Source organism: Mesorhizobium sp. CA6 (assembly GCF_020165035.1).
In the GTDB taxonomy this organism is placed as follows: Bacteria; Pseudomonadota; Alphaproteobacteria; order Rhizobiales; family Rhizobiaceae; genus Mesorhizobium.
In genome coordinates, this window is the sequence record NZ_JAIUHI010000004.1 from 232,362 (window position 1) to 255,630 (window position 23,269).

General features: G+C 63.9%; 21 protein-coding genes. 10 read left to right on the forward strand and 11 right to left on the reverse strand.

The features are described from left to right. Positions 1–22: 22 nt before the first annotated feature. On the reverse strand, positions 23–1,573 hold the full coding sequence (locus LB526_RS07835; RefSeq protein ID WP_140840959.1) for a trimethylamine methyltransferase family protein: 1,551 nt from the start codon (positions 1,571–1,573) through the stop codon (positions 23–25). 89 nt (positions 1,574–1,662) lie between these two features. On the opposite strand from LB526_RS07835, the gene LB526_RS07840 reads away from it, so the two are divergent. Both LB526_RS07840 and mutL read left to right on the forward strand, forming a co-directional pair. After that, entirely contained in the window at positions 1,663–2,565 is a 903-nt protein-coding gene (locus tag LB526_RS07840) for a LysR substrate-binding domain-containing protein (protein WP_140634096.1), read from the forward strand. Positions 2,566–2,838: 273 nt separating this feature from the next. Further along, a complete protein-coding gene (gene mutL / locus LB526_RS07845; protein ID WP_224627124.1) occupies positions 2,839–4,707 on the forward strand; it encodes a DNA mismatch repair endonuclease MutL in 1,869 nt (622 codons plus the stop codon). Positions 4,708–4,757: 50 nt separating this feature from the next. Here mutL and LB526_RS07850 read toward each other — a convergent pair whose 3' ends face one another. Together LB526_RS07850 and LB526_RS07855 are read right to left on the reverse strand one after the other, a co-directional pair. Then, positions 4,758–5,516 carry a hypothetical protein gene (locus tag LB526_RS07850; protein WP_224627125.1) on the reverse strand — a complete coding sequence of 253 codons (759 nt, stop codon included), beginning with the start codon at positions 5,514–5,516 and terminating at the stop codon, positions 4,758–4,760. A gap of 121 nt (positions 5,517–5,637) precedes the next feature. After that, positions 5,638–6,531 carry a DMT family transporter gene (locus LB526_RS07855; protein ID WP_224627127.1) on the reverse strand — a complete coding sequence of 298 codons (894 nt, stop codon included), beginning with the start codon at positions 6,529–6,531 and terminating at the stop codon, positions 5,638–5,640. Positions 6,532–6,621: 90 nt separating this feature from the next. On the opposite strand from LB526_RS07855, the gene LB526_RS07860 reads away from it, so the two are divergent. Further along, positions 6,622–7,548 (forward strand): LysR substrate-binding domain-containing protein, encoded by a 927-nt coding sequence (locus tag LB526_RS07860; RefSeq protein ID WP_095767816.1) that lies wholly within the window; start codon positions 6,622–6,624, stop codon positions 7,546–7,548. A gap of 6 nt (positions 7,549–7,554) precedes the next feature. Here LB526_RS07860 and LB526_RS07865 read toward each other — a convergent pair whose 3' ends face one another. After that, a complete protein-coding gene (locus tag LB526_RS07865; protein WP_224627129.1) occupies positions 7,555–8,157 on the reverse strand; it encodes a hypothetical protein in 603 nt (200 codons plus the stop codon). Between the two features lie 115 nt (positions 8,158–8,272). On the opposite strand from LB526_RS07865, the gene LB526_RS07870 reads away from it, so the two are divergent. From LB526_RS07870 to LB526_RS07880, 3 genes are all read left to right on the forward strand, one after another. Further along, a complete protein-coding gene (locus LB526_RS07870; RefSeq protein WP_040986608.1) occupies positions 8,273–8,506 on the forward strand; it encodes a DUF2093 domain-containing protein in 234 nt (77 codons plus the stop codon). A 93-nt stretch (positions 8,507–8,599) separates the two neighbouring features. Then, positions 8,600–9,403 carry a glycosyltransferase family 92 protein gene (locus LB526_RS07875; protein ID WP_224627131.1) on the forward strand — a complete coding sequence of 268 codons (804 nt, stop codon included), beginning with the start codon at positions 8,600–8,602 and terminating at the stop codon, positions 9,401–9,403. A gap of 113 nt (positions 9,404–9,516) precedes the next feature. Beyond that, entirely contained in the window at positions 9,517–10,455 is a 939-nt protein-coding gene (locus LB526_RS07880) for a UDP-glucuronic acid decarboxylase family protein (RefSeq protein WP_224627133.1), read from the forward strand. A gap of 81 nt (positions 10,456–10,536) precedes the next feature. Here the strand turns inward: LB526_RS07880 and lpxK are convergent, their stop codons facing one another. The 6 genes from lpxK to LB526_RS07910 form a co-directional block, all read right to left on the reverse strand. Continuing rightward, the gene (gene lpxK / locus LB526_RS07885; RefSeq protein ID WP_224627291.1) at positions 10,537–11,565 is read right to left on the reverse strand and encodes a tetraacyldisaccharide 4'-kinase; all 1,029 of its coding nucleotides are present in this window, start codon (positions 11,563–11,565) and stop codon (positions 10,537–10,539) included. A gap of 74 nt (positions 11,566–11,639) precedes the next feature. Next, complete coding sequence (waaA, locus tag LB526_RS07890) at positions 11,640–12,956, reverse strand: lipid IV(A) 3-deoxy-D-manno-octulosonic acid transferase (protein WP_095767820.1); 1,317 nt, start codon at positions 12,954–12,956, stop codon at positions 11,640–11,642. Continuing rightward, entirely contained in the window at positions 12,953–13,732 is a 780-nt protein-coding gene (locus tag LB526_RS07895; protein ID WP_224544759.1) for a lysophospholipid acyltransferase family protein, read from the reverse strand. The genes waaA and LB526_RS07895 overlap by 4 nt, the downstream gene beginning before the upstream one ends. A gap of 5 nt (positions 13,733–13,737) precedes the next feature. Then, positions 13,738–13,983 (reverse strand): DUF4170 domain-containing protein, encoded by a 246-nt coding sequence (locus LB526_RS07900; RefSeq protein WP_041002569.1) that lies wholly within the window; start codon positions 13,981–13,983, stop codon positions 13,738–13,740. A gap of 75 nt (positions 13,984–14,058) precedes the next feature. Next, complete coding sequence (locus LB526_RS07905) at positions 14,059–14,868, reverse strand: 3'(2'),5'-bisphosphate nucleotidase CysQ (RefSeq protein WP_140840939.1); 810 nt, start codon at positions 14,866–14,868, stop codon at positions 14,059–14,061. Further along, on the reverse strand, positions 14,855–16,198 hold the full coding sequence (locus tag LB526_RS07910) for a TldD/PmbA family protein (RefSeq protein ID WP_224627135.1): 1,344 nt from the start codon (positions 16,196–16,198) through the stop codon (positions 14,855–14,857). The genes LB526_RS07905 and LB526_RS07910 overlap by 14 nt, the downstream gene beginning before the upstream one ends. A 146-nt stretch (positions 16,199–16,344) precedes the next feature. Between LB526_RS07910 and LB526_RS07915 the strand changes: the two genes are divergently transcribed. Beyond that, positions 16,345–18,300, forward strand: coding sequence for a glycosyltransferase (locus LB526_RS07915; protein WP_224627137.1), 1,956 nt, complete (start codon positions 16,345–16,347; stop codon positions 18,298–18,300). Continuing rightward, complete coding sequence (locus LB526_RS07920) at positions 18,300–19,406, forward strand: glycosyltransferase family 2 protein (protein ID WP_224627139.1); 1,107 nt, start codon at positions 18,300–18,302, stop codon at positions 19,404–19,406. Before LB526_RS07915 ends, LB526_RS07920 begins: the two co-directional genes overlap by 1 nt. Before the next feature lie 2 nt (positions 19,407–19,408). Here the strand turns inward: LB526_RS07920 and epmA are convergent, their stop codons facing one another. Beyond that, positions 19,409–20,449: an EF-P lysine aminoacylase EpmA gene (gene epmA / locus LB526_RS07925; RefSeq protein WP_224544754.1), complete on the reverse strand. Its 1,041-nt coding sequence runs from the start codon at positions 20,447–20,449 to the stop codon at positions 19,409–19,411. Positions 20,450–20,578: 129 nt separating this feature from the next. On the opposite strand from epmA, the gene efp reads away from it, so the two are divergent. Both efp and LB526_RS07935 read left to right on the forward strand, forming a co-directional pair. After that, complete coding sequence (gene efp / locus LB526_RS07930; protein ID WP_095767917.1) at positions 20,579–21,148, forward strand: elongation factor P; 570 nt, start codon at positions 20,579–20,581, stop codon at positions 21,146–21,148. Between the two features lie 413 nt (positions 21,149–21,561). Next, positions 21,562–23,265: a type I secretion system permease/ATPase gene (locus LB526_RS07935; protein WP_224627140.1), complete on the forward strand. Its 1,704-nt coding sequence runs from the start codon at positions 21,562–21,564 to the stop codon at positions 23,263–23,265. Positions 23,266–23,269: the final 4 nt, after the last annotated feature.

The window sequence follows — 23,269 nt, forward strand, 5'->3', positions numbered from 1 at the left end:
CTTTTGCTTGAACTTTCGTCTATTAACTAACGCTGTCCGGCAGCTTTTCCTCACGCCGGGCGATCAAATCCCTGAGACCTTCGGCGATGCCTTCGTCGAGCTTCGGCTCCTGGTAGTCGGCGAGCATGGCGCGCGCCTTTTCTCGGCCGCGCGTGTCATGATCCTTGGCGCCTTCGGCGCTCCACTGCTCGAAGGAATTGAAGTCCATGATGTTGGGCATGAAGAAGGCGCTCTCGAAATGCTCGAGCGTGTGCTGCGTGCCGAGGAAATGCCCTTGCGGACCGACCTCGCGGATTGCCGCCATCGCTTCCTTGAAATCGTCGAAGGGAACGCCGCCGGCATATTTATACCAGCCGACGAGCTGCTCGCAGTCGGTGGCGAATTTCGAATAGCCGCAGGTGAGGCCCGCCTCCAGCCAACCGGCGGAATGCCAGATGTAATTGGCGCCGGAAAGGATCGCGGCATGCATCAGCATGTTCGCTTCATAGCCGGCTTGGGCGTCGTTGAGCTTGGAGCCGACATGGAAGCCGGAGGTGCGCCAGGGCAGCTTGTATTTCCTGGCCAAGGCGCCCATCAGATACATCATCTGCGCCGCTTCCGGCGTGCCGCCCATCGGCGCGCCGGTCTTCATGTCGACGGTGACCATGAACTGGCCGTAGAGCTGCGGCGAGCCGGGCCGGATGAGCTGAGTGAGCGCCACGCCGGCGAGCGCCTCGGCGTTGACCTGCGCCACCGCGCCGACGGCGGAGGCCGAGGTCGAGGCGCCGCATAGCGCGAAAGGCGCCAGGATCAGCGGCTGGTTGTGGCTCGCATAGACCCGCATGGCGTCGATCATGGTGGCGTCCCAGACCAGCGGCGAATTGCAGTTGGTGATCGCCACCAGCACCGGGTTGTCGCGCACGAAGTCCTCGCCGAAGACGATGCCAGCCATCGCCATCGTGTCCTCGGCGCGCTCCTTCGACGTCACGATGCCCATGAACGGCTTGTCGGAATGTTTCAACGCCGAATGGATGATGTGGAGATGTCGCTTCGGCACCGCGATTTCCATCGGCTCGCAGATGACCGAGCTCGAGGAATGCAGCGCCGGCGCCATGTAGGCCATCTTGTGGAAATTGTTGAGGTCGGCGAGCGTGCCGTAACGGCGCTTGTTGTCGAGGTCGCGGATATAGGGAGCGCCATACATCGGCACGAAGATCGAGTTCTTGCCGCCGACGCGCACCGTGCGCTCCGGATTGCGCGCGTTGAGCGTGAACTCAGGCGGAACTTTCGAGACGAGTTCCATCAGGAGCGCGCGGTCGATGCGGACGCGCGTTTGCCTGACATCGGCGCCGGCCGCTTTCCAGAGCTCTATCGCCCCGTCGTCGCGGAATTCGCAGCCCACCTCCTCGAGGATCTTGAGCGATTCCTCGTGGATCAGTTCCACCGCCTCGTCGGGCACGATCTCATAGGCGGGGATCTTGCGCACAAGGGTCGGGAAGGACGCGATCGGCGCGCTTCTCAGCGCCTTGCGGCCAAGACGGCCACCGCCGCGGCGGTGGGTCTGTTCGGTCAATTCAACGGCCGGTGCGTTCATGGAGGCTCCTTCTTCCCGCCACTCACGTTAGCGAGGCAAAATATGGCTGTGACGCTGGAAAATCCTGATCTTCTGTATAAGTTCACCTTATGCGAAGCCTGCGCCACCTCCTGCCCTCGGCCGGCAGCCTCATCGTCTTCGAAGCCGCCGGCCGGCTGTCGAGCTTCACCGCCGCCGGACGCGAGCTCGGCATGACGCAGGCCGCCGTTTCCTATGCCGTGCGCGGGCTGGAGGAGCAGCTCGGCGCCAAGCTCTTCCAGCGGCGCCATCGCCAGGTGCTTCTGACGGAAGCCGGCGAGCGCTTCCATGCCGACGTCTCGCTCGGCCTGTCGCATATCCGCAAGTCGGCAGAGGACCTGCGCCTGCAGGCAACCGGCGGGCATGTGACTTTGGCCGCCTCGACGGCTTTCGGCTCGTTCTGGATGATGCCGCGCCTGCAGCAGTTCCGCGACGAACTGCCGGGTATCGACCTGCGCATCCAGACCGCCGACCGCGACCTCGACATCATCGCCGAAGGGATTCCGCTCGGCGTGCGCGGCGGGGTGCCGCGCGACTGGCCGGACTACCACTCGCTGTCGCTCTCTGACGAGGAGATCTTCCCGGTCGCCGGCCCGAGCTACCTCGCCAAATTCGGCAAGCCGAAGACGGTCGAGGAACTGGCAACGCACCGGCTGATCCATCTCGAGGAACCCTATCGCGAGGCGCCGAACTGGGACGAATGGTTCGCGTCGGCCGGAACCAGCCTGCGCAATGCGGAGCGCGGGTTGCGCATCAACGATTATGCGCTGGTGATCCAGGCGGTGATGGAGGGACAAGGCATCTCGCTCGGCTGGCGGCATCTGGTCGAGCGGCTGGTGGCATCAGGGCTGCTGGTGCCGGTGACCGATCATGTGATGCGGACCGGCATCGGCTTCCACGTCATCTGGCCGAAGAACCGCGACCTCAGCGAGAATGCGCGCAGGGTCAGGGACTGGCTGGTGGCGCAGGCTTAGATTTGCATTCGTTCGGTGATGCAGGCAACGCTGGCGGGACAGCGCCCCCTCTGTCCTGCCGGCCATCTCCCCACGAGGGGGGAGATCAGATTTCGCGCCGACCTTAGCCAATCTCCAACGCAAGGGAAGCGCCACCGGCGAAGCTGCCAATCTCCACCAACTGGGGGAGATGTCCGGCAGGACAGAGGGGGGTGCGAAGGACTGGGGCGTTAATTGTTGCCAACTTCATCCTGCCCCTCCCCCACGCCGGTCGAATCCGCCTATAGTCGCCTCATGCCCATCCGCCAGCTTTCCGAAACGATGATCAACCAGATCGCCGCCGGCGAGGTCATCGAGCGTCCGGCGAGCGTGGTGAAGGAGCTGGTCGAGAATGCGCTCGACGCAGGAGCCTCGCGCGTGGAGATCGTCACCGCCGGCGGCGGGCTGAACCTCATTCGCGTCACCGATGACGGTTCGGGCATTCCGGAACAGGAACTGGCGCTGGCGGTCGCGCGGCACTGCACCTCCAAGCTCTCCGACAGCATCCACGACATCCGCTCGCTCGGCTTCCGCGGCGAGGCGCTGCCTTCGATCGGCTCGGTGGCGCGGCTGTCGATCCGCTCGCGCACGGCAAGCGGCGACAGCGCTGCCGAGATCAGCATCGATGGCGGCCGGGTCTCGGCGGTGAAGCCGGCGGCGGCGAATCGAGGCACCACGGTCGAGGTGCGCGACCTTTTCTTCGCCACACCGGCCAGGCTGAAATTCATGAAGGGCGAGCGCGCCGAAAGCTCGGCCACCAGCGACGTGGTGAAGCGTATTGCGATCGCCTTTCCCGCTGTCCGCTTCACGCTGGCCGGCGCCGACCGCTCGACGTTGGAACTGCCCGCAACCAGCGACACGCCGGAGGGCCGGCTTGCCCGCGTCTCGCAAGTGATGGGCAAGGATTTCCCGGACAATGCCATTGCCATCGATGCCGCGCGGGAGGGAGTTCACCTTGCCGGCCACGTCTCAATCCCGTCCTACACGCGTGCCAATGCGCTGCAGCAATATGCCTATGTCAATGGACGGCCGGTTCGCGACAAGCTGATCGCCGGCGCGATCCGCGGCGCCTTCACCGACGTGCTGCCGCGAGACCGGCATGCGGTGACGGTGCTCTTCCTGTCGCTGGATCCCTCGACCGTCGACGTCAATGTCCATCCCGCCAAGGCCGATGTGCGCTTCCGGGATCCCGGCCTGGTGCGCGGGCTGATCGTCGGCGCCATCCGCGAGGCGCTGGCCGGCGCCGGCATCCGCGCGGCGACGACGGGCGCCGCCGGCATGATGGCGGCATTCCGGCCGGGCGCGGCGCCCTATTCGCATGCCGGCCCGGCCAACGGCCATCGCAGCTACGAGGCCGCTTATCACGCTTCCGCCTCCGGAGGCTTCGACCCGTTGCGCTCGGCGCAGCGGCCGCTCGACATGGGCGAAGCACGGGCGCCACGAAACGGCTTCGCCGAGAACGAGCAGGCGGCCTTCGACACCGGGCCGCTCGCCAGCGCCGATGTCCGCGCCGGCATGGCCGAGCCGACTGAGGCGCTGCTCGGCATGGTGCTGGGCGCGGCGCGCGCGCAGGTGCATGAGAACTACATCGTCGCCCAAACCAGGGATTCGCTCGTCATCGTCGACCAGCATGCCGCGCATGAGCGGCTGGTCTACGAGGCGCTGAAGAATGCGCTGCATTCTCGCGCCGTGCCGTCGCAGATGCTTCTTCTGCCCGAGATCGTCGACCTGCCGGAAGAGGATGCCGAGCGGCTGGCGATGCATTCCGAGACGCTCGCCAAATTTGGCCTAGGCCTCGAGCGCTTCGGCCCAGGCGCGGTGGCGGTGCGCGAGACGCCGTCGATGCTGGGCGAAACCAATGTGCAGCAGCTGGTGCGCGACCTTGCCGACGAGATCGCCGACAACGACACCGTCGAGACGCTGAAGGAGCGGCTGGACAGAATAGCCGCGACCATGGCCTGCCACGGCTCGGTGCGGTCAGGGCGCCTGCTCAAGGCCGAGGAGATGAACGCGCTGCTGCGCCAGATGGAGGCGACACCCGGCTCCGGCACCTGCAACCATGGCCGCCCGACCTATATCGAGCTCAAGCTCACCGATATCGAGCGGCTGTTCGGGCGGCGGTGAGCGTCCCCTGGCTCGTTGCAACAGCAAGGGTCGGCGCCATACGCTGAATATCATTTCTTGAGGTGGTATTTTCCTGTCGTCGGGTTGAGAACATAGTCGTTCGCGCCTGCGAATTTGCCGCCTCCAAATTCCACCGAAATGATGTCCTTGCCTGCCTCCACCCATTTTTGCACGTTCATATAAATGGGCGTCGTCGACATACCGGCGTTGCAATCCTCATCGTCGAAGCCGATCTCCTGAACGGCCGTCTTTTTCTTCTTGTTGATCACCAGCATTTTCGTCATGCAGATGCCGGCGTCGGACTTCGTGTAAATCCCCGCAAATCTGTCGCGGGTCGTCTCAGCCCAAAAGGGAATTTCGACGGTCCCGTCGATCTTCAGGTCGCCTGTATTGTCGAGACTCGCGACCTTCCTGAGCGTAACGGGAAATTTGTCCACGCCTTTGCTCCAGCTTCCCGCCGCGCCGCTTTCACTGATCTCGATAGAGAAAGGACATCCGGTGGTGTCGACGGGTGTTTTCGACCCCATGACGAGGACGCGTTGAAATTCCTGGTCGTCCGCGATCTCGCACAGCGTGAGCTTTGAGCCCTCCGCCTTGCCGTAGATCGCGATTGGGCTTTGCTTGGCGTCGTAGAAATAGCTTCCCTTGACACTGATGCCGCTGCCGAAGCTGGCATAGCGCTGCAGGGAGACGTGAACCGGGTTCGGTCCGATGGAGCCTTCGTAGTTTTCCACCTGGTACCAGCCCGCCAAGGCTTTCCCGCTTAGCATCAGCAGGCAGAAAACCGTGGCAATGAAGCCTCTTCCCATCCCGATCCCCTCCATCAAAGGCGGATCAGGATAGCTTGCCTCACGTCCGCATCACAGGGGGCGCCCGGTTACCGAGTCCAACTTGTTAATTTGAGTCTAGAAACGATCGCAACCAGTTGATTTACCGCTTCAAATTCACAACGATCACGCCGCCCAGCGCCAGCGCGCCGCCGAGGATGCCGAGCAGCGATGGCACTTCGCCCAGCCAGAAGAAGCCGATCAAGGCGGAGGTCGGCGAGACGAGATAGAGGAAGTTCGAGGCGCGCGCGGCGGGCAGGCGCGACAGCGCGGTCGCCCATGCGGCATAGGCGATCAACGAGGGTACGATGCCGAGATAGATGACGGCGCCAAGACCGGCGGTGTCGGCGACCGCTGCCTGCGAAAAAGCCTCGGGCAGGAAGGGCGACAGGCAGAGCGCGCCGAGCACCATGTTGGAAGCGGATATCGTCAGAGGATGATGACGGGCAAAGAGCGGCTTCTGCACAATGGTATTGACGGCGGAGCAGAGCGCGGAGCCCAGCACCAGCAGCGCGCCGGCGTTGAAATGAAGGCCGTGCCCGTCGGCCAGCGCGATGATGCCGATGCCGGCGAAGGAAATGACGGTGCCCAGCCAGGCAAGCACCGAGAAGCGCTCGCCAAGCAGCGCCATCGCCATGATGGCGGTGAAGATCGGGCTGACATTGATGATGAAGCCGGCCGCACCTGCCGAGACGGTCAGCTCGCCGAAATTGAGCATGGCGGTGTAGAGCGCGACGAAGATGGCGCCGCCGAAGCCGAAGCGCCACAGCTCGTCCACTCGGGGCAGTGCCGGGCGCTTCACCGCGAGGAAGATGGCGGCCGGAACCGCCGCGATGGCAAAGCGCAGCGCGCCGAGTTCCAGCGGCTGGAAGGCGGCAAGGCCGGCGCGGATCGCCGGGAAAGCCGAAGCCCAGCCGATGACCGTCAGCGTCACCGCGATTGCGGCCGCGGTGTCCATGCGCTGTGTCTCATTCAACGTGCCGGTGTAAGCGCTCATTGCCGTAGCCTCGTCTTTCTGCGTCATGGATGCAGAGAACGCCATTGCCGGCCAATTGACAAACGACCAATTCGAGAGTCAGCTGTGAGCATGGATCACAGCTCTGACCAGATACTGCCGCTTGAAACCCTGCGCGCCTTCGATGCGGCGGCGCGCATGGGAAGTTTTTCCGCGGCGGCTGAAAAGCTCAACCTCACTCATGGCGCGGTGAGCCGTCAGATCGCCAAGCTGGAGGACTGGCTTGGCTTGAAAGTGTTCGAGCGCAACGCGCGTGGCGTGACGCTGACGATCGAGGGCAACCGGCTGCATTTGAGGACAGCCGAAGCCTTCGCGCTGATCTCGTTCAACTCCGACCGCTGGGTCGAGCCGCGCGGCACGGCCGTGGTGCGGCTGGCCTCGATCCCGTCGGTGAGCGGGCTGTGGCTGATGCCGCGCATGGCCGCGCTGGAGAACCATCCGACCAAGCTGCGCATCGTGCTTGACGTCGACAACCGCCAGGCCGATCTCGCCGACGAAGGCATCGATCTTTCGGTGCGCTGCGGGCGCGGCCGCATTCCGGGCCGCATCTCGGTGCAGCTATTCGAGGAGCATATTTTCCCGATCGCCTCGCCGGAGCTGGCGAAGGAGATCGGACGAGGCGACCCTGCCCGGCTGCTGAAATTCCCGCTGATCAACGATTCCGACGCATCCGCCTGGCGCGCCTGGCTCGCGGCGCAGGACATGGACTATCGCCCGCGTCCGCAGGACCGGCGTTTCGAGGACTATAATCTGGTGCTCGATGCGGCCGCGCATGGGTTGGGCATAGCGCTGGCGCGGCCACCGCTGACGGCAGACCAACTCCAATCCGGCCGCATCGTTGCCGTCGACGAGCGCGTCGCGCTCAATCCGGTGTCTTACTGGATGGACCGCCCGGTCGGCCGGCCGCGCGCGGCAGCGGCGGACCTTGCCAGGCGCATCGCCGAACAGGCAGGGCTTGCTCCGGAAAAGCTCGAGGCTTTCCTTCAGGACGGCGTTTGAGCGGGCTTATCGAAGCAAGAGCACCATAATCGTTGCCGTCACCGCCGAGACGACGGCCGTGACGACCGAGATCGTCCAGAGCGATACCGCAACAGAATCGGATCGCGGCGCGTGACCAGCCGGACGAACCGCGGCGCCGCGAGGCTGCGGTGCATTGGCGTTGGCCGCGACCAGCATCGCGGCGGAAGCGACGGCCGGCGAAAATGTGGACAATGCAGGCGCAACCGGGGCTCTGGGCGCATTGTCGGCGACCGCTGCCTGCGGTGAGGCGAAGCCGCGCGGTGCCTGATCGGTATCTGTCGCCGCCCTGCCCGTCGAAGGTCTTGCCGGCGCGTCATCCAAGGCAGCATCGGGCTCCATGACGGCCCGGTAAGCGTCCTCGGCCTCGGAGGACGACAGGCGTGGCGATGCCTGGACGGCAGGGCGCGGCTGTGCGCTCTGCAGCGTCTGCGCAGCGAACTGCGCCGCCTGCACCATTGATGGCGCCGGCGGCTGGACCAGCGTCTTGATCAAAGCCGCCGTCGCCGGATCGGCCTTCGGCGAAGGCATCGCATGCGGGGTGAGCGGCTCATTGATCAGCGTGTTCAAGCGGGGCGGAGTGATGTTCATGCCGGGGCTCCGGGAACCATTTGTCGCTGCAGCCATACCGGATGAGCATTGCGTCAAGCTTGACGTTGCTTGCGATTTATGGCGATTGAAACCCGATGAACTGCAGCGTCCTTTCATGATGAACCGTTTCGAAGGCCCGGGCGGCAGGGAAGCCCGGATCCGTTATCTCGACGGCGACTTCCAAGTCACCAGTCCCGGCTCCTTCGTGCGCTGTGCGGTGACGGGCGAGAACATTCCGCTCGACGAGCTCAAATATTGGAGCGTCGCCCGGCAGGAGCCCTATGTGAACGCCGCGGTGTCGCTTGCCCGCGAGATCGAGATGCACCCGGAATTGCGCAAGCGCGGATAAGCCTTGCGAGCCCATGGCGCTTGGCAGCCAAGCTCGACCGCTCAGGGTACTACATTGAAAAACTTCAGGAAATCTCTCAAGACACTTCTTCGCATGCCGCTTGTCATGCGCGCGAGATGGCGCGATCGGGCGGTGTCGAGGGCGCCCCGATTCAAGCTGACGGCCTGCGCAATCTTCCGCGAGGAAGCGCCGTTCCTGGCCGAATGGATCAGGTTCCATCAGAATGTGGGATTCGAGCATTTCTATCTCTACAACAACTTCTCGACCGACGACTTCAAAGCCGTATTGAATCCGTTCATTCAGGAGGGCCTGGTCACGGTGGTCGACTGGCCGCGGCCGGTGGGGCAGCTGTCGGCTTATAGGGACTGCATCCGCAGGCGCTGGCGCGAAGCGTTGTGGATCGGATTCTTCGACATCGATGAGTTTCTTTTCGCGCCCGACGGACGTGACGTAGCCTCGGTTCTGAGGGACTATCGCGACCTGCCAGGCGTTTGCGTCTGGCAAGCTTTCTATGGCTCCTCTGGCCAAGCGGAGCGACCAGAACGGCCGGTGGTCGAGGCCTATACGATGCGAGCCGGGCCGGACATCACGACGGTCAAGACAATCCTCAACCCGCGCATGGTCTACAGAGTGGGCGTCCATCAGTCGAAATTCCTGTCCGGTGAAGGGATGGACACCCGTCGACGGACCATCGCGCCCGGCATGCCTCCCCAGTTCGATATCCTGAGGATCAATCACTATTGGTCGCGATCACTTGCCGACCTCGACCAGAAAATCCGGCGCGGCGACGCCTCGACTTCCGCGCTGCGCGACAGGGATTGGCATTTCGACTTCGAAAGCAAGCTCAATGTCGAGCGCGACGAGGCGATCCTGCAGGCGATGCGGCGCGCAGGATAGCCGTAGCCACTTCTTCCCTTCCCATCGATGGTCCCACTCCGTCGTTTCAGTGCTGACACTTTCGCCTTTCTGGGGCTATAGACAGCAAAGGGCGACGGGTACGGGGGTTTGTTGTGAAGGTTCTTGTGACGGGTGGGGCCGGCTTTATCGGCTCGCATCTTTGCGACCTGCTGCTGGCACAAGACCGGCAGGTACTATGTGCCGATAATTTTTCCACCGGCTCGGCGCAAAATATCGGTCATCTTCTGGGCAATCCACATTTCGAGTTTCTGAGGCACGACGTTACCGTGCCTCTCAAAGTCGAAACGGATGAAATCTTCAACCTCGCCTGCCCGGCCTCGCCTGTTCACTATCAGCGCATTCCGATCGAGACCACCAGGACCTGCGTCTATGGGGCGATCAACATGCTCGATCTTGCACGCGCTTCCGGGGCCAGGATCCTTCAGGCATCGACATCCGAGGTCTATGGCGATCCGCAAGTCCATCCCCAGACCGAGGCCTATTGGGGCCACGTCAATCCGATCGGGCCGCGCAGTTGCTACGACGAAGGCAAGAGATGCGCCGAGGCGCTGTTCTTCGACTACCGGCGTCAGTCGAAATTACCCATCAAGGTGGTGCGCATATTCAATACATACGGGCCTCGCATGCACCCGTCGGACGGACGGGTGGTCAGCAACTTCATCGTCCAGGCCTTGCAGAATGATCCCATAACCATCTACGGCGACGGTAGCCACACCCGCAGCTTCTGCTATGTCGACGATCTCGTCGATGCGATGGTTCGGATGATGGCTACGCCCGACGATTTCGTGGGCCCCCTCAACGTCGGCAACCCGACGGAAGTCACGATCCTGGAACTGGCCGAACTTGTATTGAGCCTTGTGGGCGGCAAGTCCAAAATCGAGTTCAAGCCCCTGCCGCAGGACGATCCCCGCCAGCGCCAACCCGACATAGGTCTGGCGCGGTCGACGCTGGATTGGTCTCCTCGCGTCGCTCTCGAGGATGGGCTCGGCGAAACGGTTCGCTACTTCCGCCGCCTCATCAACAGCAATTGACGGTGGGCGCGCCGCTTTAAGTCTTTGTCTTCATGCATGTCGTTATCGCAAAACCGCTGCACATTTTTTGCGCGACATGCATTAGCCCCGCATCTTGCGCAGGCGCCAGGCGTCGAGCGTCTCGTCGACGATGCGTTCGGGCACATGATCGAGCTCGAACACGGCCTCGATGTCGAGCACGTCCAGCTGGGCGAGGAAACCGGCAGGCGTCTCGCCATGGCGCAGCCGCGCGGCGTCCTTTGCGGTGGTGACGAGGCGCAGCCCCTCCTGCCGCGCGAGCGCCAGGAGGTCGGCAAGCTCGTCCTGGGCGTAGAAATGATGATCCGGAAAAGCGCGCGACTGAGCCACTTCGCCGCCCGCGCCGCGCACCGTGTCGAAGAATTTCTCCGGATGACCGATGCCGGCAAAGGCCAGGAAGCGGCCGCCGGCGAAACGCGACGGGTCGGCCGGCTCGACATGCGCCAGGAAGATCGGCCTCCCGGCGCGCGCCGCCTGGCGCACGACGCCGTCGGCGGCGGTCCCCTCGCCCATCTTCAGCAAGCCGCTGGTGAAGACCAGTTGGTCGACGACCTTGGCGCGGAGAGGCCCGCCCGGGATGACGCGGCCGTTGCCGATGCCGAAGCGGGCGTCGACCACGACCAGCGCATAGTCGATATGGACGCGCGCCGACTGGAACCCGTCATCCATGATCAGGAAATCGCAGCCACGTTCTTCGATGAGCAGCTTCGCACCGGCGGCGCGGTTGGCCGTCACCGCGACGGGCGCATGCTCGGCCAGGAGCAGCGGCTCGTCACCGACATGCTTGGCGGCGTCGTGATGCGCATCGACGACATGAGGCTTGGCGAACGAGCCGCCATGGCCGCGCGACAGGAAGCCTGGCGTGAGCTGCATGCGCTTGGCCTGCTTGGCCAAAGCGATGGCGACCGGTGTCTTGCCGCTGCCGCCGACGGTAAGGTTGCCGACGCACAGGACCGGCGCTGCGACCTTCTCGCGCGGCGCGTGGCGCATGCGACGGCCGGCGACCAGCCCGTAGATCGCCGATGCGGGCGACAGCGCAAGCACGCGCCAGTCCGGCTTTTCCCACCAGAAGGGTGGCGCTTCGCTGGTCATCGCGCCTGCCCCATGCGTCTCGGCTTCGCGCATGGACTTTTCCAAAAATCGGATCCGATTTCTGGGGTCATGATCTAGCGCCCGTTTGCGCCTTTCAGGCGCGCCTTGACGACCAGAGGCTGGATATAGGGCTCCAGCGATTTCAGCGTGCGGGCAAGCGCGCCGCGCATTTCGTCGACGGTGGCGGCACCCGCCGCCATCATCTCGTGGCGCGCCACTTCGTTGGTCAAAAGGAAATTGACGGCGCCGGCCAGCATGTCACGGTCGCGCACCAGCTTGGCGCCGCCGCTGTCGAGCAGGCGCTGATAGGCCTCGCGGAAATTCTGCACGTTACGCCCGGCCAGCACGGCGGTTTCGAGCATCGCCGGCTCGAGCGGGTTCTGGCCGCCTTGCGAAGTCAGCGAGCGGCCGACAAAAGCGATCTCGGTCAGCCTCAGATAAAGGCCCATCTCGCCGATCGTATCGCCGAGCAGGATGTCGGTATCGTGGGAGATGCGGTCGCCCTTGCCGCGCCTTGCCACGGACAGGCCCATGCCGGAAATCTGCGCGGCCAGCGCATCGGCGCGATCGGGGTGACGCGGCACGACGATGGTCAAGAGCCCGTGATGGCGCCTATGCAGGCTGGCATGGACCTCCGCGGCCACGACCTCCTCGCCATCATGAGTCGAGATCGCAGCCCAGGTCGGACGGCCGCCGATCTGGCGCTGCAGGGTGGCCAAGGCCCGCTCGTCGACCGGCGGCGGATTGGTATCCACCTTGAGGTTGCCGGAAACGGTGACCGGCCGGGCGCCCAGCGCGCGGAACCGCTCGCCGTCGACATCCGACTGGGCGATGACGTGGGCAAGATTCTCGAACAGCGCCTCGGCAACGCCGGCGCGCTTCTTCCAGGACATGAAGGAGCGGTCCGACAGCCGGCCGTTGACCAGAACCTGCGGCACGTTGCGGGCGCCAAGTTCCAGGATGGTCATCGGCCAGATTTCCGATTCGGCGATGATCGCCAGTTCCGGCCGCCAGTGATCAAGAAAACGGCTTACCGCGGGCTTCAGATCGAGCGGCACATATTGGTGGATGATGCGGCTGCCGAGGCGCTCTTCGGCGACCTTGGCCGAGGTCACGGTGCCCGTGGTCAAGACGATGTTGACGCCATAGTCGAGGATGCTCTCGACCAGCGGCACCACCGCGATCGTCTCGCCCACGCTTGCGGCATGGATCCAGATCACCGGTCCTTCCGGACGGGGACGGCCGGCGATGCCATAGCGTTCTCGGCGGCGGACACGATCCTCCTTGCCGCGCGAGGCGCGCCAGGCGACATAGGGGCCAATCAGCGGATAGGCGGCCGCCCCCGCATAGCGATAGGCAGTCAGGGCCGCACGCGCCCAGCGCTCGCTCATTTGCCGCCGTCCACGAGGCGATAAGCCTCAGCCGTCGCGGCGTTGAGGGAGGCCGTGACCTCCTGGCGCTTGCGCTCCATCTCGGCGTCATCGGCATCGGCGGGCACGAAAACAGGCTCGCCCACGATGACCGCGGAGCGGCCGAACGGCAGGTTGATGGTGGTCTTGTCCCAGCTCTTCTCCAGCACCTTGCGGCGGCTGGTGGCGATGGCCGATGGCAGGATCGGCCGGCCGGAAAGCCTTGCCAGGAGAACGATGCCAAGCCCAGCGTCGCGCGGCGTGCCATTCGGAATATCGGCGATCATGGCGACGTTCTTGCCGGTGGCAAGCGCCTTCCTCAGCGCGATCAAGGCCTTGGCGCCGCCCTTGTCCAAATGCCTCGAATTGTCGCGGCCGCCGGAGCCGCGCACTGCCTCGATGCCGAATTTCTCGATCATCAGCGCCTGGAGCTCGGCGTCGGCGCTGCGCGAAACCATGGCGACCAGCGGCCGGCCCTCGGGGTAATAGGCAGGGGTCAAAAGGTGCTGGCCGTGCCAGAGCGCGATGATGCCCGGCTCAAGATGCGCATAAGCGCCGCCGGCTACCCGGGTCGAGCCTTCGACGAGCGGGCTGGTGACGCGAATCAACCGCAAGAACCAGGCGAACAGGCTGGCGATGAAGTTCTTGACGAAACTCGACTGCGCCAAAGGCTCGCGGATGCGCCGCCACAGCGTGCGCGTTCCGCCGCGTCTGGCGGCGCGCGGCCGAGTCGCCCCTTTCACCGCTTCATGCTCCATCGACGTCAACCGCCGACCTTCGATTCTGGATCGAGCAAGCGGTGTAGATGAACAACGAAATAGCGCATATGAGCATTGTCGACACTTGCCTGCGCCTTCGCCTTCCAGGCGGCGTGCGCCGATTGATAGTCGGGATAGATGCCTACAATGTCGAGCGCGTCCAGGTCGCGAAACTCGGTTCCACCCAGCTTTTTCAGCTCGCCACCGAACACCAGGTGCAAAAGCTGCTTCTTTCCGTCTTCCACGGCCATGCCGATCCTTCGCAGATTCATGAATTTTGTGAAACGTTTAGCCCAAAGCAGCCGATTTTGGAACTGCGGGCCGACTCACCCTTGGTCAATCCCAGCGATCACCCTGGCGAGCACGCCGAGCAGCTCGCCGCTGCCCGCGGCGAGCGCACCATGGTTGATCACCTCGCCGGCATAGCGCGGCGGCTTGCCGGTGCGGTCGAGCAATGCTCCGCCCGCCTCGGCAAGGATGAGGTCTGCGGCGGCGATGTCCCAGTCATGCGCGCTCGGCTTGACGAAGGTCGCATCGAGCTTTCCGGCGGCGATCATCGCCAGCCGATAGGCAAGCGAAGGGATGTAGGCCGTCCGCCGCAGCCTGTCCTGCCATGCCGGCGGCATCAAGTCGACCAGCGGCTTGGGTCCGCCGATATCGACGCTTTCGCCCAGCGGGCGCACATAGATACGCTTGTCGTTGAGATAGGCGCCCTCGCCCGGCAGCGCCCAATAGGTCTCGCGTTTGGCCGGGCATTCGAGCACGCCGGCGAGCGAGCGCCCGTTCTCGACCACTGCGACGCTGACACACCAGGAATGCAGGCCGTCGAGAAAGCCGCGCGTGCCGTCGATCGGGTCGACCACGAAGGTGCGGCGGGCCGACAGTCTGGCATGGTCATCGGCGGTCTCCTCCGACAGCCAGCCATAATCCGGACGCAGCCGGAGCAAGGTCTCGCGCAGGTAGGTATCGGCGGCGTGATCGGCCTCGCTCACCGGCGAGGTGCCGCCCTTCATCCACACCTGCGGGTTCTTGCCGAAATAGCCCATGGCGATTGCGCCGGCTTCGCGGGCGGCGTCGCGCAGCAAAGCAAGATCGTCGCGGGCCTCGCTCGAGGTCAATTGGTCAAGCGCCGGCAAGGGTCATCCCTTCGATCAGGAGCGTCGGCGCCGCGGTGCCGAAATTACGGTCGAGATCGTTCGCCGGAACCATGTTGAGGAACATGGCCTTCAGGTTCGAGGCTATCGTGACCTCGGCGACCGGATAGGCCAATGCGCCGTTCTCGATCCAGTAGCCGGAAGCGCCGCGGCTGTATTCGCCGGTCACCATGTCGACGCCCTGGCCGAATACCTCGGTGACATAGAAGCCGCTCTTCAACGACGCGATCAGATCTTCCGGCGAGCGCTCGCCGGGCTCGATGGCAAGGTTGGTCGAGGACGGCGAAACCGACGAGCCGCTGCGCGAGCCGCGCCCGTTGGTGACAAGGCCGAGCTCGCGCGCGGCCGAGGTGGACAGGAACCAGTGATTCAAGATGCCCTTCTCGACCATCAGCAGCTTCTCGCCCTCGATGCCCTCGCCATCAAAGGGGCGCGAGGCCTGGCCGCGCCGCCGCAAAGGCTCGTCGGTGACGGTGATCGCGGCCGACGCCACCTGCTTACCCATCATGTCGCGCAGGAAGCTGGTCTTGCGGGCGACCGCGGCGCCGTTGATGGCGCCGGCGAGATGGCCGGCAATGCCGCGCGCGACGCGCGGATCGAATACTACGTCGACCGGGCCGGTCTTCGCCTTGCGGGCGCCGAGGCGGCGAACGGTACGTTCGCCCGCCTTGCGGCCGATCTCTTCCGGCGTGTCGAGGTCGGCGAAATGCTGGCGCGACGAGAATTCGTAGTCGCGTTCCATCGCCGTTCCCTCACCCGCAATGACGCTGGTCGAGCGCGAGAAACGCGAGGCGACGTACTGGCCGACAAAGCCATGCGATGTGGCGAGAACCATACCGCCCAGGCCGGCGCCGGCGCTGCTGCCCGAGGAATTGGTGACGCCCTTGACGGCCAACGCAGCCGCTTCGGCGGCAAGGGCAGCTTCCTTCAGCTCGTCTGCCGATACCTCTGTCGGGTCAAAGAGGTCGAGATCGCGCAAATTGCGCGCGAGCAGCGCGGGATCGGCGAGGCCCTGGAACGGGTCTTCGGGCGAAACCCTGGCCATAGCCACGGCACGCTCGGCGAGCGCCTTCGGGTCGGATGCGGCGGTGGCCGAGACGCTCGCCACACGCTGGCCGATGAAGACGCGCAGCGACACGTCCTCGCTCTCCGATGATTCGGTGCCTTCGACCTTGCCCAGCCGAACCGACACGCCGGCCGAACGGCCGCGCACCGCCACCGCGTCGGCCGCATCGGCGCCGGCGCGCCTGGCGGCCTCGACGAGCGCCGCGACGCGATCGGTCAATTTCGCTGCGTCGAGCTTATCGGTCATGCGGTTGTTCCTGTCTGTTCACGCGGTCTGTCAGGTCGGGATCACGCCCGCGCCCATCCATTGATGCTCACACACTGTCTGCGGATGCTCACGCACCATCTGCTGGATGCTCACGCACCATCTATTGTTCCATTGCCGCTTGTGCAATGGGCTCAGGGCAATCAGGATACCGCGGCCAAACCGTCCAAAGCGACCGGAAGGGGTTCCGATCGCTGGAACAGTGTCACGTTCTGACGAAATGGGCTTGGCCGCGCGCGCTTCAGCGCCGGGCTAATGGGGGAAGGATGGATTATTTTGTCGACGGAGAGTTTACCCATGACTGGACCTCCCATCACCTGAAGCTTTGGGAGGAGCTTCTCGGCGACAAGGCCGGCACGGCGACGGCTGTGCTCGAAATCGGCTCGTTCGAGGGGCGTTCCGCGCTGTTTTTCCTGCAATTCCTGCCAAAATCCCGCATTACCTGCGTGGACAGCTTTCAGGGCAGCGAAGAGCATCTCGAGCCTGGCTCGAAGCATGAATCTGATATGGCCGAGGTCGAACGACGCTTCGACCGCAACCTCAAGCCCTTCGCCGGCCGGGTCGAGAAACGCAAAGGCCATTCATTGACGATCCTGCCAGGCCTTGCCGGCGAAGGACGGCTGTATGACGTGGTCTATGTCGACGGCGATCATTGCGCCACCTCCGTTTACAGCGATGCCCGACTGGCCTGGGACCTGCTCGACAATGACGGTGTCATGATCCTGGACGATTACCGGTGGGGGCCGGATCTGCCGATGGCCAGGCGTCCCCAGGCAGGGATAGAAGCCTTCCTGAGCCAGGTCGCCGGGGAATACGAGCTGTTGCACCGGGGCCAGCAGATCGTCATTCGCAAGAGCGAGAACGTCGCGGCCAAGTCATTCACGATCGCCGGCCGCGACATTGACGGGCTCGCCGGCGGCGCGCTGTCGCCGCCGCTGGTCAGCTTCGTCGTCATCAACTGGAATTACTGCGGCTATGTCGGCGCGACGATCGATTCCATACGCAGACAGGACTATCCGCATTTCGAGTGCATCGTCATCAACAACGGCTCGACCGACGACAGCGCGCAGGTGATTGCCCGGCATGTCGAAGGCGATCCGCGTTTCCGGGTGGAGACGCTGGCGCAGAACCACGGCCAGCTCGGCGCCGCGCTGTGGGCTCTGGACAAGGTGAACGGCGGATTCGTCACCTTCGTGGACGCGGACGACGTGCTGTTCGACAACTACGCTTCGACGCACATTCAGGTGCATATGGCATTGCAACGAAGCGTCGGCTTCACTTCGGCCAACGTCGCAGAGATGGACTCGACAGGCGCAGCCCTGACGGCCTCGTACCAGCAACTCCGGCTGAACAGACCGGGCGCGCAGCGAGGCCTGCGAGGTGAGCGGACCGTGCTGCGGCTGCCGACCGTCTCCCCGTCGCAATACCGGCTCCTCGACGCCAGCACGGCGACCATACCGCGTGCGCACGTCGGCTGGTTCTGGGCGCCGGGCAGCGCCAACATGTTCCGCACCTCGGTCCTGCATCTGCTGCGGTTGGACGATGGCAGCAAACCCTGGATGACGTCTGCCGACGGCTATTTCAATACAATATGCCATGCGGTTGCCGGCAGCGCGCTGATCGACATGCCCTTGTCCGGCTATCGTCTGCATTCAAGCAATTATTTCGCCACCGGCGAAAGCGTGGAGGGCATTCGCAGCGGAACCAGAGAATACGCGGCCAAATTGCAGAAATTCACATATGAAAGCGTCAAGTATCTGATCGAAGGAAGCGAAAGGTTCGACTGGCTTTCAGGAGGCGAGTTCTGGCCGGTCGTGGACCGGGTCACGCGAGAAAACCCCGACAGGTTGCGCGACTATTTCAGCGACGAGATCGCGGTCGAGATATTCGAGCGCAACGCGCCGCAATTGAGGTCTGTTTTCGGTGCCAGGAGGTTCAGCAGAGAGGTGCTGGCCCGGTTTTCCGGAGCCCAGGCAAGATCCATCCTCAGAGCCGGTTTCGGCGGCCGAATTCCAATGCGCGTCCTCTCGAAATCGCTGTTGCGCGATGTCCGCATCTCTCTGAGGATCGGACGGAAGCGATAATGACCGCACCGAAGATCAGCTTCGTCATCATCAACCACAATTACGGCCAGTATGTCGGCCAGGCGATATCGAGCGTTCTGTCGCAGGATTACGGCGAGTTCGAATGCGTTGTCCTCGACAACGCCTCGACCGACGACAGCCGCGATGTCATCGCGCGATTCGAGAATACCGACCCCAGGCTGGCGTTTGAATATCTGGATGACAACCTGCACCAGATGGGCGCGTTCCTTCACGTTCTGGATCGCCTGGCGGGCGAATTGGTCTGTATCGTTGACGCCGACGATTTCCTGTTCGCGAACTTCGCGGCCTTTCACGCCCAGCTTCATTGCGATTGCCCGACGATCGGCGCCACGTCGGGCGGCGTTCTTGAAACCGATCATGCCGGGCGGCCGCTGTCTTCTGGTTTCGCATGGTTGCTGCACCGCAGAGTGGGCGGCCCCCTTGATCCCGACCGTTCACACTCAGATCACATGATTCTGGGACGACGGGAGCGCGAGCTGCTCGGGCAACAGTCCACGGTGATAGAGCCTCACGAAGCCGGCTGGCACTGGTCGCCTGGTACGGCGAACGTGTACAAGCGGCATTATCTCGTCCGATGCAAGCCATCCCTGGCTGTGGTCGGCAATGCCGCGACCGACAATTATTTCATGCCGTTCGTGCATGCCTTGGCTGGTTCGGCCTGCATAGACCTTCCGCTTTCGGCCTACCGAATTCACGGAGGCAACGTGCATGGCGCGCAGCCCTCCTTGCCGAACTTGAGGACATTCAGCAAAGCCGCCCATCAGCGTTCGCGCGTGCGGCGAAGTGCTATGGTGCGCGAACTGGCCTCACGTGCCCGGGATTTTGTGTCGACACACGGACATGCTTTCTGGACCCTGATGGATGCTCCCAGCGTGCCGGACGGGATTTCGTTGAAGGCATATTTCAACGACCCTGCAATTCAGGATATTTTGGCTGATCACTTCGACGAGATCCTGGCGGCATGCGGAGAGGCCGAGACGCGCGAGGCGTTACGCGCTCGCATGGGGCGCAAAGGCTATAAGCAATTCCTGGCCTTGCAGGGTCAGAGAAAATCCCGACCTGACTCGAGGGCCGACGGCGGCTAAAATCACGCCACCGGCGCCCAGATCACGTCGTCGACCCTTGCGGCCCCTGTTGCCAGCATCACCAGCCGGTCGAAGCCGAGGGCCGAGCCGCTGGCTTGCGGCATGATGGCCAAAGCGGCGAGGAAATCCTCGTCCAGCGGATAGCGCTCGCCATAGACGCGCTCTTTCTCATCCATCTCGGCGGCGAAGCGGCGGCGCTGTTCGGCCGCATCGGTCAGCTCGCCGAAGGCGTTGGCAAGCTCGACGCCGCAGCAATAGAGCTCGAAGCGCTCGGCGACGCGCGGATCTTCAGCGCTCGGCCGGGCGAGCGCCGCTTCCGAAATCGGATAGCCGTATAAGATGGTGGCCCGCCCCTGCCCAAGCACCGGCTCGACTTTTTCGACCATCACCCGGCTGAACAGGTCGGCCCAGTTGTCGTCGGGCGCAGTGCGCAGGCCGGCGCGGACCAGTGCCTCGTGAAGGGCGTCGCGGTCGGTGCTGCCGTCGGCCGATACGGTCGCGAGCAGGTCGATGCCGGCGTGGCGCAGGAAAGCCTCCGCCACGCTCAGCCGCTCCGGCTCGGCGAACGGATCGGCCTCGCGGCCGCGAAAACGGAAACTCTTAGCGCCGGCTTTTTCCGCGGCGAGCGCCAGGAATTCGGCGCAGTCGGCCATCAGACGCTCAACTGTATCGCCGACGCGGTACCATTCAAGCATGGTGAACTCGGGGTGATGCAGCGGCCCGCGCTCGCGGTTGCGCCAGACCGGGCCGAGGCTGAAGATGCGTTCCTCGCCGGCGGCGAGCAGCTTCTTGCAGGCGAATTCCGGCGAGGTGTGGAGATAGAGCTGCCGGCGCGATGCGTCGGGCCCGATCGCCTCGGTGGCGAAGGCGGCGAGATGCGCCTCGTTCCCCGGCGAAACCTGCAGGGCCGAGGTCGTCACCTCGACGAAATCGCGCTGCGCGAACCAGCCGCGCAGGGCGGCGGCGATGGCATTGCGCGCCATCAGCCGGGGCCGGCGGTCGGCATGAATATGCGGCGTCCACCAGGGCGAAGCGGCGGTCATGGGCAGGAAAATCGCCCGACAGGCTGGCGGTTCGGCGCAAGATGCGCTAGGGCGCACGCGATGGCCGCCGTCGCCGCTTCGCGGAAATCGACGCTTGCAGGCCGAAAAACTCGAACGGGATCGAATATCGTGGTCAAGGTCATCGCCAGTTCCTTACGCAAAGGCAACGTCGTCGATAAGGACGGCAAGCTTTATGTCATCCTCTTTGCCGAAAACATCCACCCTGGCAAGGGCACGCCGGTGACCCAGCTCGACATGCGCCGCATCGGCGACGGGGTGAAGGTCTCGGAGCGCTACCGTACGACCGAAATGGTCGAGCGCGCCTATGTCGAGGAGCGCGAGCACACCTTCCTCTATTCCGACGGCGAAGGTTTTCACTTCATGAACCCGGAAAGCTACGACCAGGTCGTGGCCTCGGAAGCCGTGGTCGGCGACATGGCGCCCTATCTGCAGGAAGGCATGGCCGTGCAGCTCGCGCAGTTCAACGGCGTGCCGATCTCGCTGGTGCTGCCGCAGCGCGCCACCTTCGAGGTGGTCGACACCGAGCCGGTCACCAAGGGCCAGACGGCGTCTTCGTCCTATAAGCCGGCGATACTCTCCAACGGCGTGCGCACGGCCGTGCCGCCACATATCTCGGCCGGCACGCGCGTGGTGGTGATGACCGCCGACGGTTCTTACGTCGAGCGCGCCAAGGACTGAGATTTTAGGGCGATTGAAGTGGCTCGCCTGAGCACAGGCGGGCCTGCAATTACACATAGTTGGCTTTTTTGACCCGTATCCGCCAGTTTCGCCTGCGGACGATCGCTTACGCCTCACTTCAGCCGCGCGAACCACGAATGCCGACACCCGAAAGCTGAAATAGTGTTGGCACCAAAGGCCCGCGCCGCCGCATGTGCATCTGCTGATTGCCCAAATACCCAGCGCACGCTGCGTTTTATCAAAGGCAGTTACCCTCCGAACGTTTAGCGAAAGGCGAGACACGCTTGTATCGCCGCATCATTCCTTTGATGGATTTCAGAGGCCAAAAAGCAAGATAGCGTGCGGCGCGCGGAACGGGCGCGGTCGCCGTCATGCAAATAAGCAACAAACAGGCTCCTGCTTTGCAGGCAGTGATGAAAGAGGCCAAACGCGCCATAACGCCGCTTATCTGGTTCAGCGGCGGCATCAATATACTGATGCTCACCGGCTCGTTCTACATGCTTCAAGTCTACCACCGGGTTCTGTCCAGCCACAGCGTGGAAACTTTAGCAGCGTTGTCGTTGATCGCCTGCGCGGCGATCCTGACAATGGCAGGGCTCGAAATGGTACGCGCCCGCCTGCTGTCAACCGTAGGCGCCTGGATGAACTCGAGGCTGGCCCCAGTCCTGTTGACCGCGTCAGTAGAGCAGTCGGCCGCCACGCCGGGTCAAGGCAGCACGCGGTCTCTGCGCGATCTCGACCAAGTGCGGAATTTCTTCACCAGCCCGAGCATCTACCCAATCCTCGACGCACCGTGGGCGCCAATCTTCTTCATCGCCATCTTCTTCATGCATCCGTGGCTCGGCTGGTTGGCGCTGGCCGGCGGGTGCGTGTTGTTTGCGCTGGCATTGCTCAACGAACTCACCACCCGCAAACCGCTGACAGAGGCCGGCAACGCGCAGGCACGGGCTTTCACCCAAGCCGAGTCGGCAGTCCGCAACGCCGAGGTCGTCCAGGCCATGGGCATGCTGCGGCCGTTGCTCGACAGTTGGCAAGAGCAGCAGGATGAAGCGAGCGCCGGACAAGTCGCCGCCGGTAACCGCGCCAGCGCCATCGCGTCTGTCGCACGTTTCTGGCGGATGGCCTTGCAAATGGCGGTGCTCGGCCTCGGCTCTTACCTGGTGCTGCAAAACGAGGCCTCTCCCGGCATCATGATCTCATCCTCAATCTTGATGGGTCGCGCGCTGGCCCCCGTAGAGCAAGCGATCAGCACGTGGAAGGCGACGCTCGGGGCACGCGCCGCTTACAAGCGTCTTACCGCGTTTGTCGGCCAACGCCCTGAGGCCAAAGCAGTGTGGTCTTTGCCACGCCCACAAGGAAAGGTCGAGGCAGAGAGTATTGTCCTCGCCCGGCAGGGTGGCGGCGAGCCTGTCTTGAAAGGCGTGAGTTTCCAACTCAAGCCCGGTGAAGTGATGGCGCTCATCGGCCCGAGCGCATCCGGCAAGACAAGCCTGGCCCGCGTTCTCGCCGGCGCTTGGCGCCCATCAGCCGGTCGCGCTTTGCTCGACGGCATGGACGTCGCCGAGTGGCCCGCCGAGGACCGTGGTCGGCACGTCGGGTATTTGCCGCAGGACATCGAGTTGTTCGCCGGCACGATCACCGAGAACATCGCCCGCTTCGCGAAGCTCAGTCCCGCGGTCTTCAACAGCGTGATCAAGGCCGCGCAACTGGCGGGCGTTCACGAATTGATCAAGGGCTTGCCGAAAGGCTACGAAACTCAAGTAGGGGATTCAGGCGCATCGCTGTCAGGCGGACAGCGCCAACGAATCGGGCTGGCGCGGGCACTCTACGGCGATCCGACACTCATCATCCTGGACGAGCCGAATTCCAACCTCGATCGCGAGGGCGAAGACGCCCTGATGGCCGCGATCGGCGCGGTCAAGGCGACGGGCACCACGATGATCCTAATCGCACACCGCCCAAGCATCATGGAGAAAGTCGACAAGGTGCTGGTGCTCAATCAGGGCAGACAAGAATTATTCGGGGCGCGTGACACGGTCTTCAACGAACTCGCCGCCCGCGCCAGGAGAGTGGCCCAGCTGCCCAACACCACCCACGTCACGGCGGTCACGTCATGACCCG

What these genes read in the sequence shown, in the direction of transcription:
- LB526_RS07920 (WP_224627139.1), top strand. Translation starts at nt 18,300, where the DNA reads ATGACCGCACCGAAGATCAGCTTCGTCATCATCAACCACAATTACGGC.
- LB526_RS07865 (WP_224627129.1), bottom strand. Translation starts at nt 8,157, where the DNA reads ATGAACATCACTCCGCCCCGCTTGAACACGCTGATCAATGAGCCGCTC.
- LB526_RS07850 (WP_224627125.1), bottom strand. Translation starts at nt 5,516, where the DNA reads ATGGGAAGAGGCTTCATTGCCACGGTTTTCTGCCTGCTGATGCTAAGC.
- LB526_RS07895 (WP_224544759.1), bottom strand. Translation starts at nt 13,732, where the DNA reads ATGGAGCATGAAGCGGTGAAAGGGGCGACTCGGCCGCGCGCCGCCAGA.
- LB526_RS07935 (WP_224627140.1), top strand. Translation starts at nt 21,562, where the DNA reads ATGAAAGAGGCCAAACGCGCCATAACGCCGCTTATCTGGTTCAGCGGC.
- epmA (WP_224544754.1), bottom strand. Translation starts at nt 20,449, where the DNA reads ATGACCGCCGCTTCGCCCTGGTGGACGCCGCATATTCATGCCGACCGC.
- LB526_RS07910 (WP_224627135.1), bottom strand. Translation starts at nt 16,198, where the DNA reads ATGACCGATAAGCTCGACGCAGCGAAATTGACCGATCGCGTCGCGGCG.
- LB526_RS07875 (WP_224627131.1), top strand. Translation starts at nt 8,600, where the DNA reads ATGCCGCTTGTCATGCGCGCGAGATGGCGCGATCGGGCGGTGTCGAGG.
- waaA (WP_095767820.1), bottom strand. Translation starts at nt 12,956, where the DNA reads ATGAGCGAGCGCTGGGCGCGTGCGGCCCTGACTGCCTATCGCTATGCG.
- mutL (WP_224627124.1), top strand. Translation starts at nt 2,839, where the DNA reads ATGCCCATCCGCCAGCTTTCCGAAACGATGATCAACCAGATCGCCGCC.
- LB526_RS07855 (WP_224627127.1), bottom strand. Translation starts at nt 6,531, where the DNA reads ATGAGCGCTTACACCGGCACGTTGAATGAGACACAGCGCATGGACACC.
- LB526_RS07870 (WP_040986608.1), top strand. Translation starts at nt 8,273, where the DNA reads ATGATGAACCGTTTCGAAGGCCCGGGCGGCAGGGAAGCCCGGATCCGT.
- LB526_RS07860 (WP_095767816.1), top strand. Translation starts at nt 6,622, where the DNA reads ATGGATCACAGCTCTGACCAGATACTGCCGCTTGAAACCCTGCGCGCC.
- LB526_RS07915 (WP_224627137.1), top strand. Translation starts at nt 16,345, where the DNA reads ATGGGCTCAGGGCAATCAGGATACCGCGGCCAAACCGTCCAAAGCGAC.
- lpxK (WP_224627291.1), bottom strand. Translation starts at nt 11,565, where the DNA reads ATGACCAGCGAAGCGCCACCCTTCTGGTGGGAAAAGCCGGACTGGCGC.
- LB526_RS07900 (WP_041002569.1), bottom strand. Translation starts at nt 13,983, where the DNA reads ATGGCCGTGGAAGACGGAAAGAAGCAGCTTTTGCACCTGGTGTTCGGT.
- LB526_RS07835 (WP_140840959.1), bottom strand. Translation starts at nt 1,573, where the DNA reads ATGAACGCACCGGCCGTTGAATTGACCGAACAGACCCACCGCCGCGGC.
- LB526_RS07840 (WP_140634096.1), top strand. Translation starts at nt 1,663, where the DNA reads ATGCGAAGCCTGCGCCACCTCCTGCCCTCGGCCGGCAGCCTCATCGTC.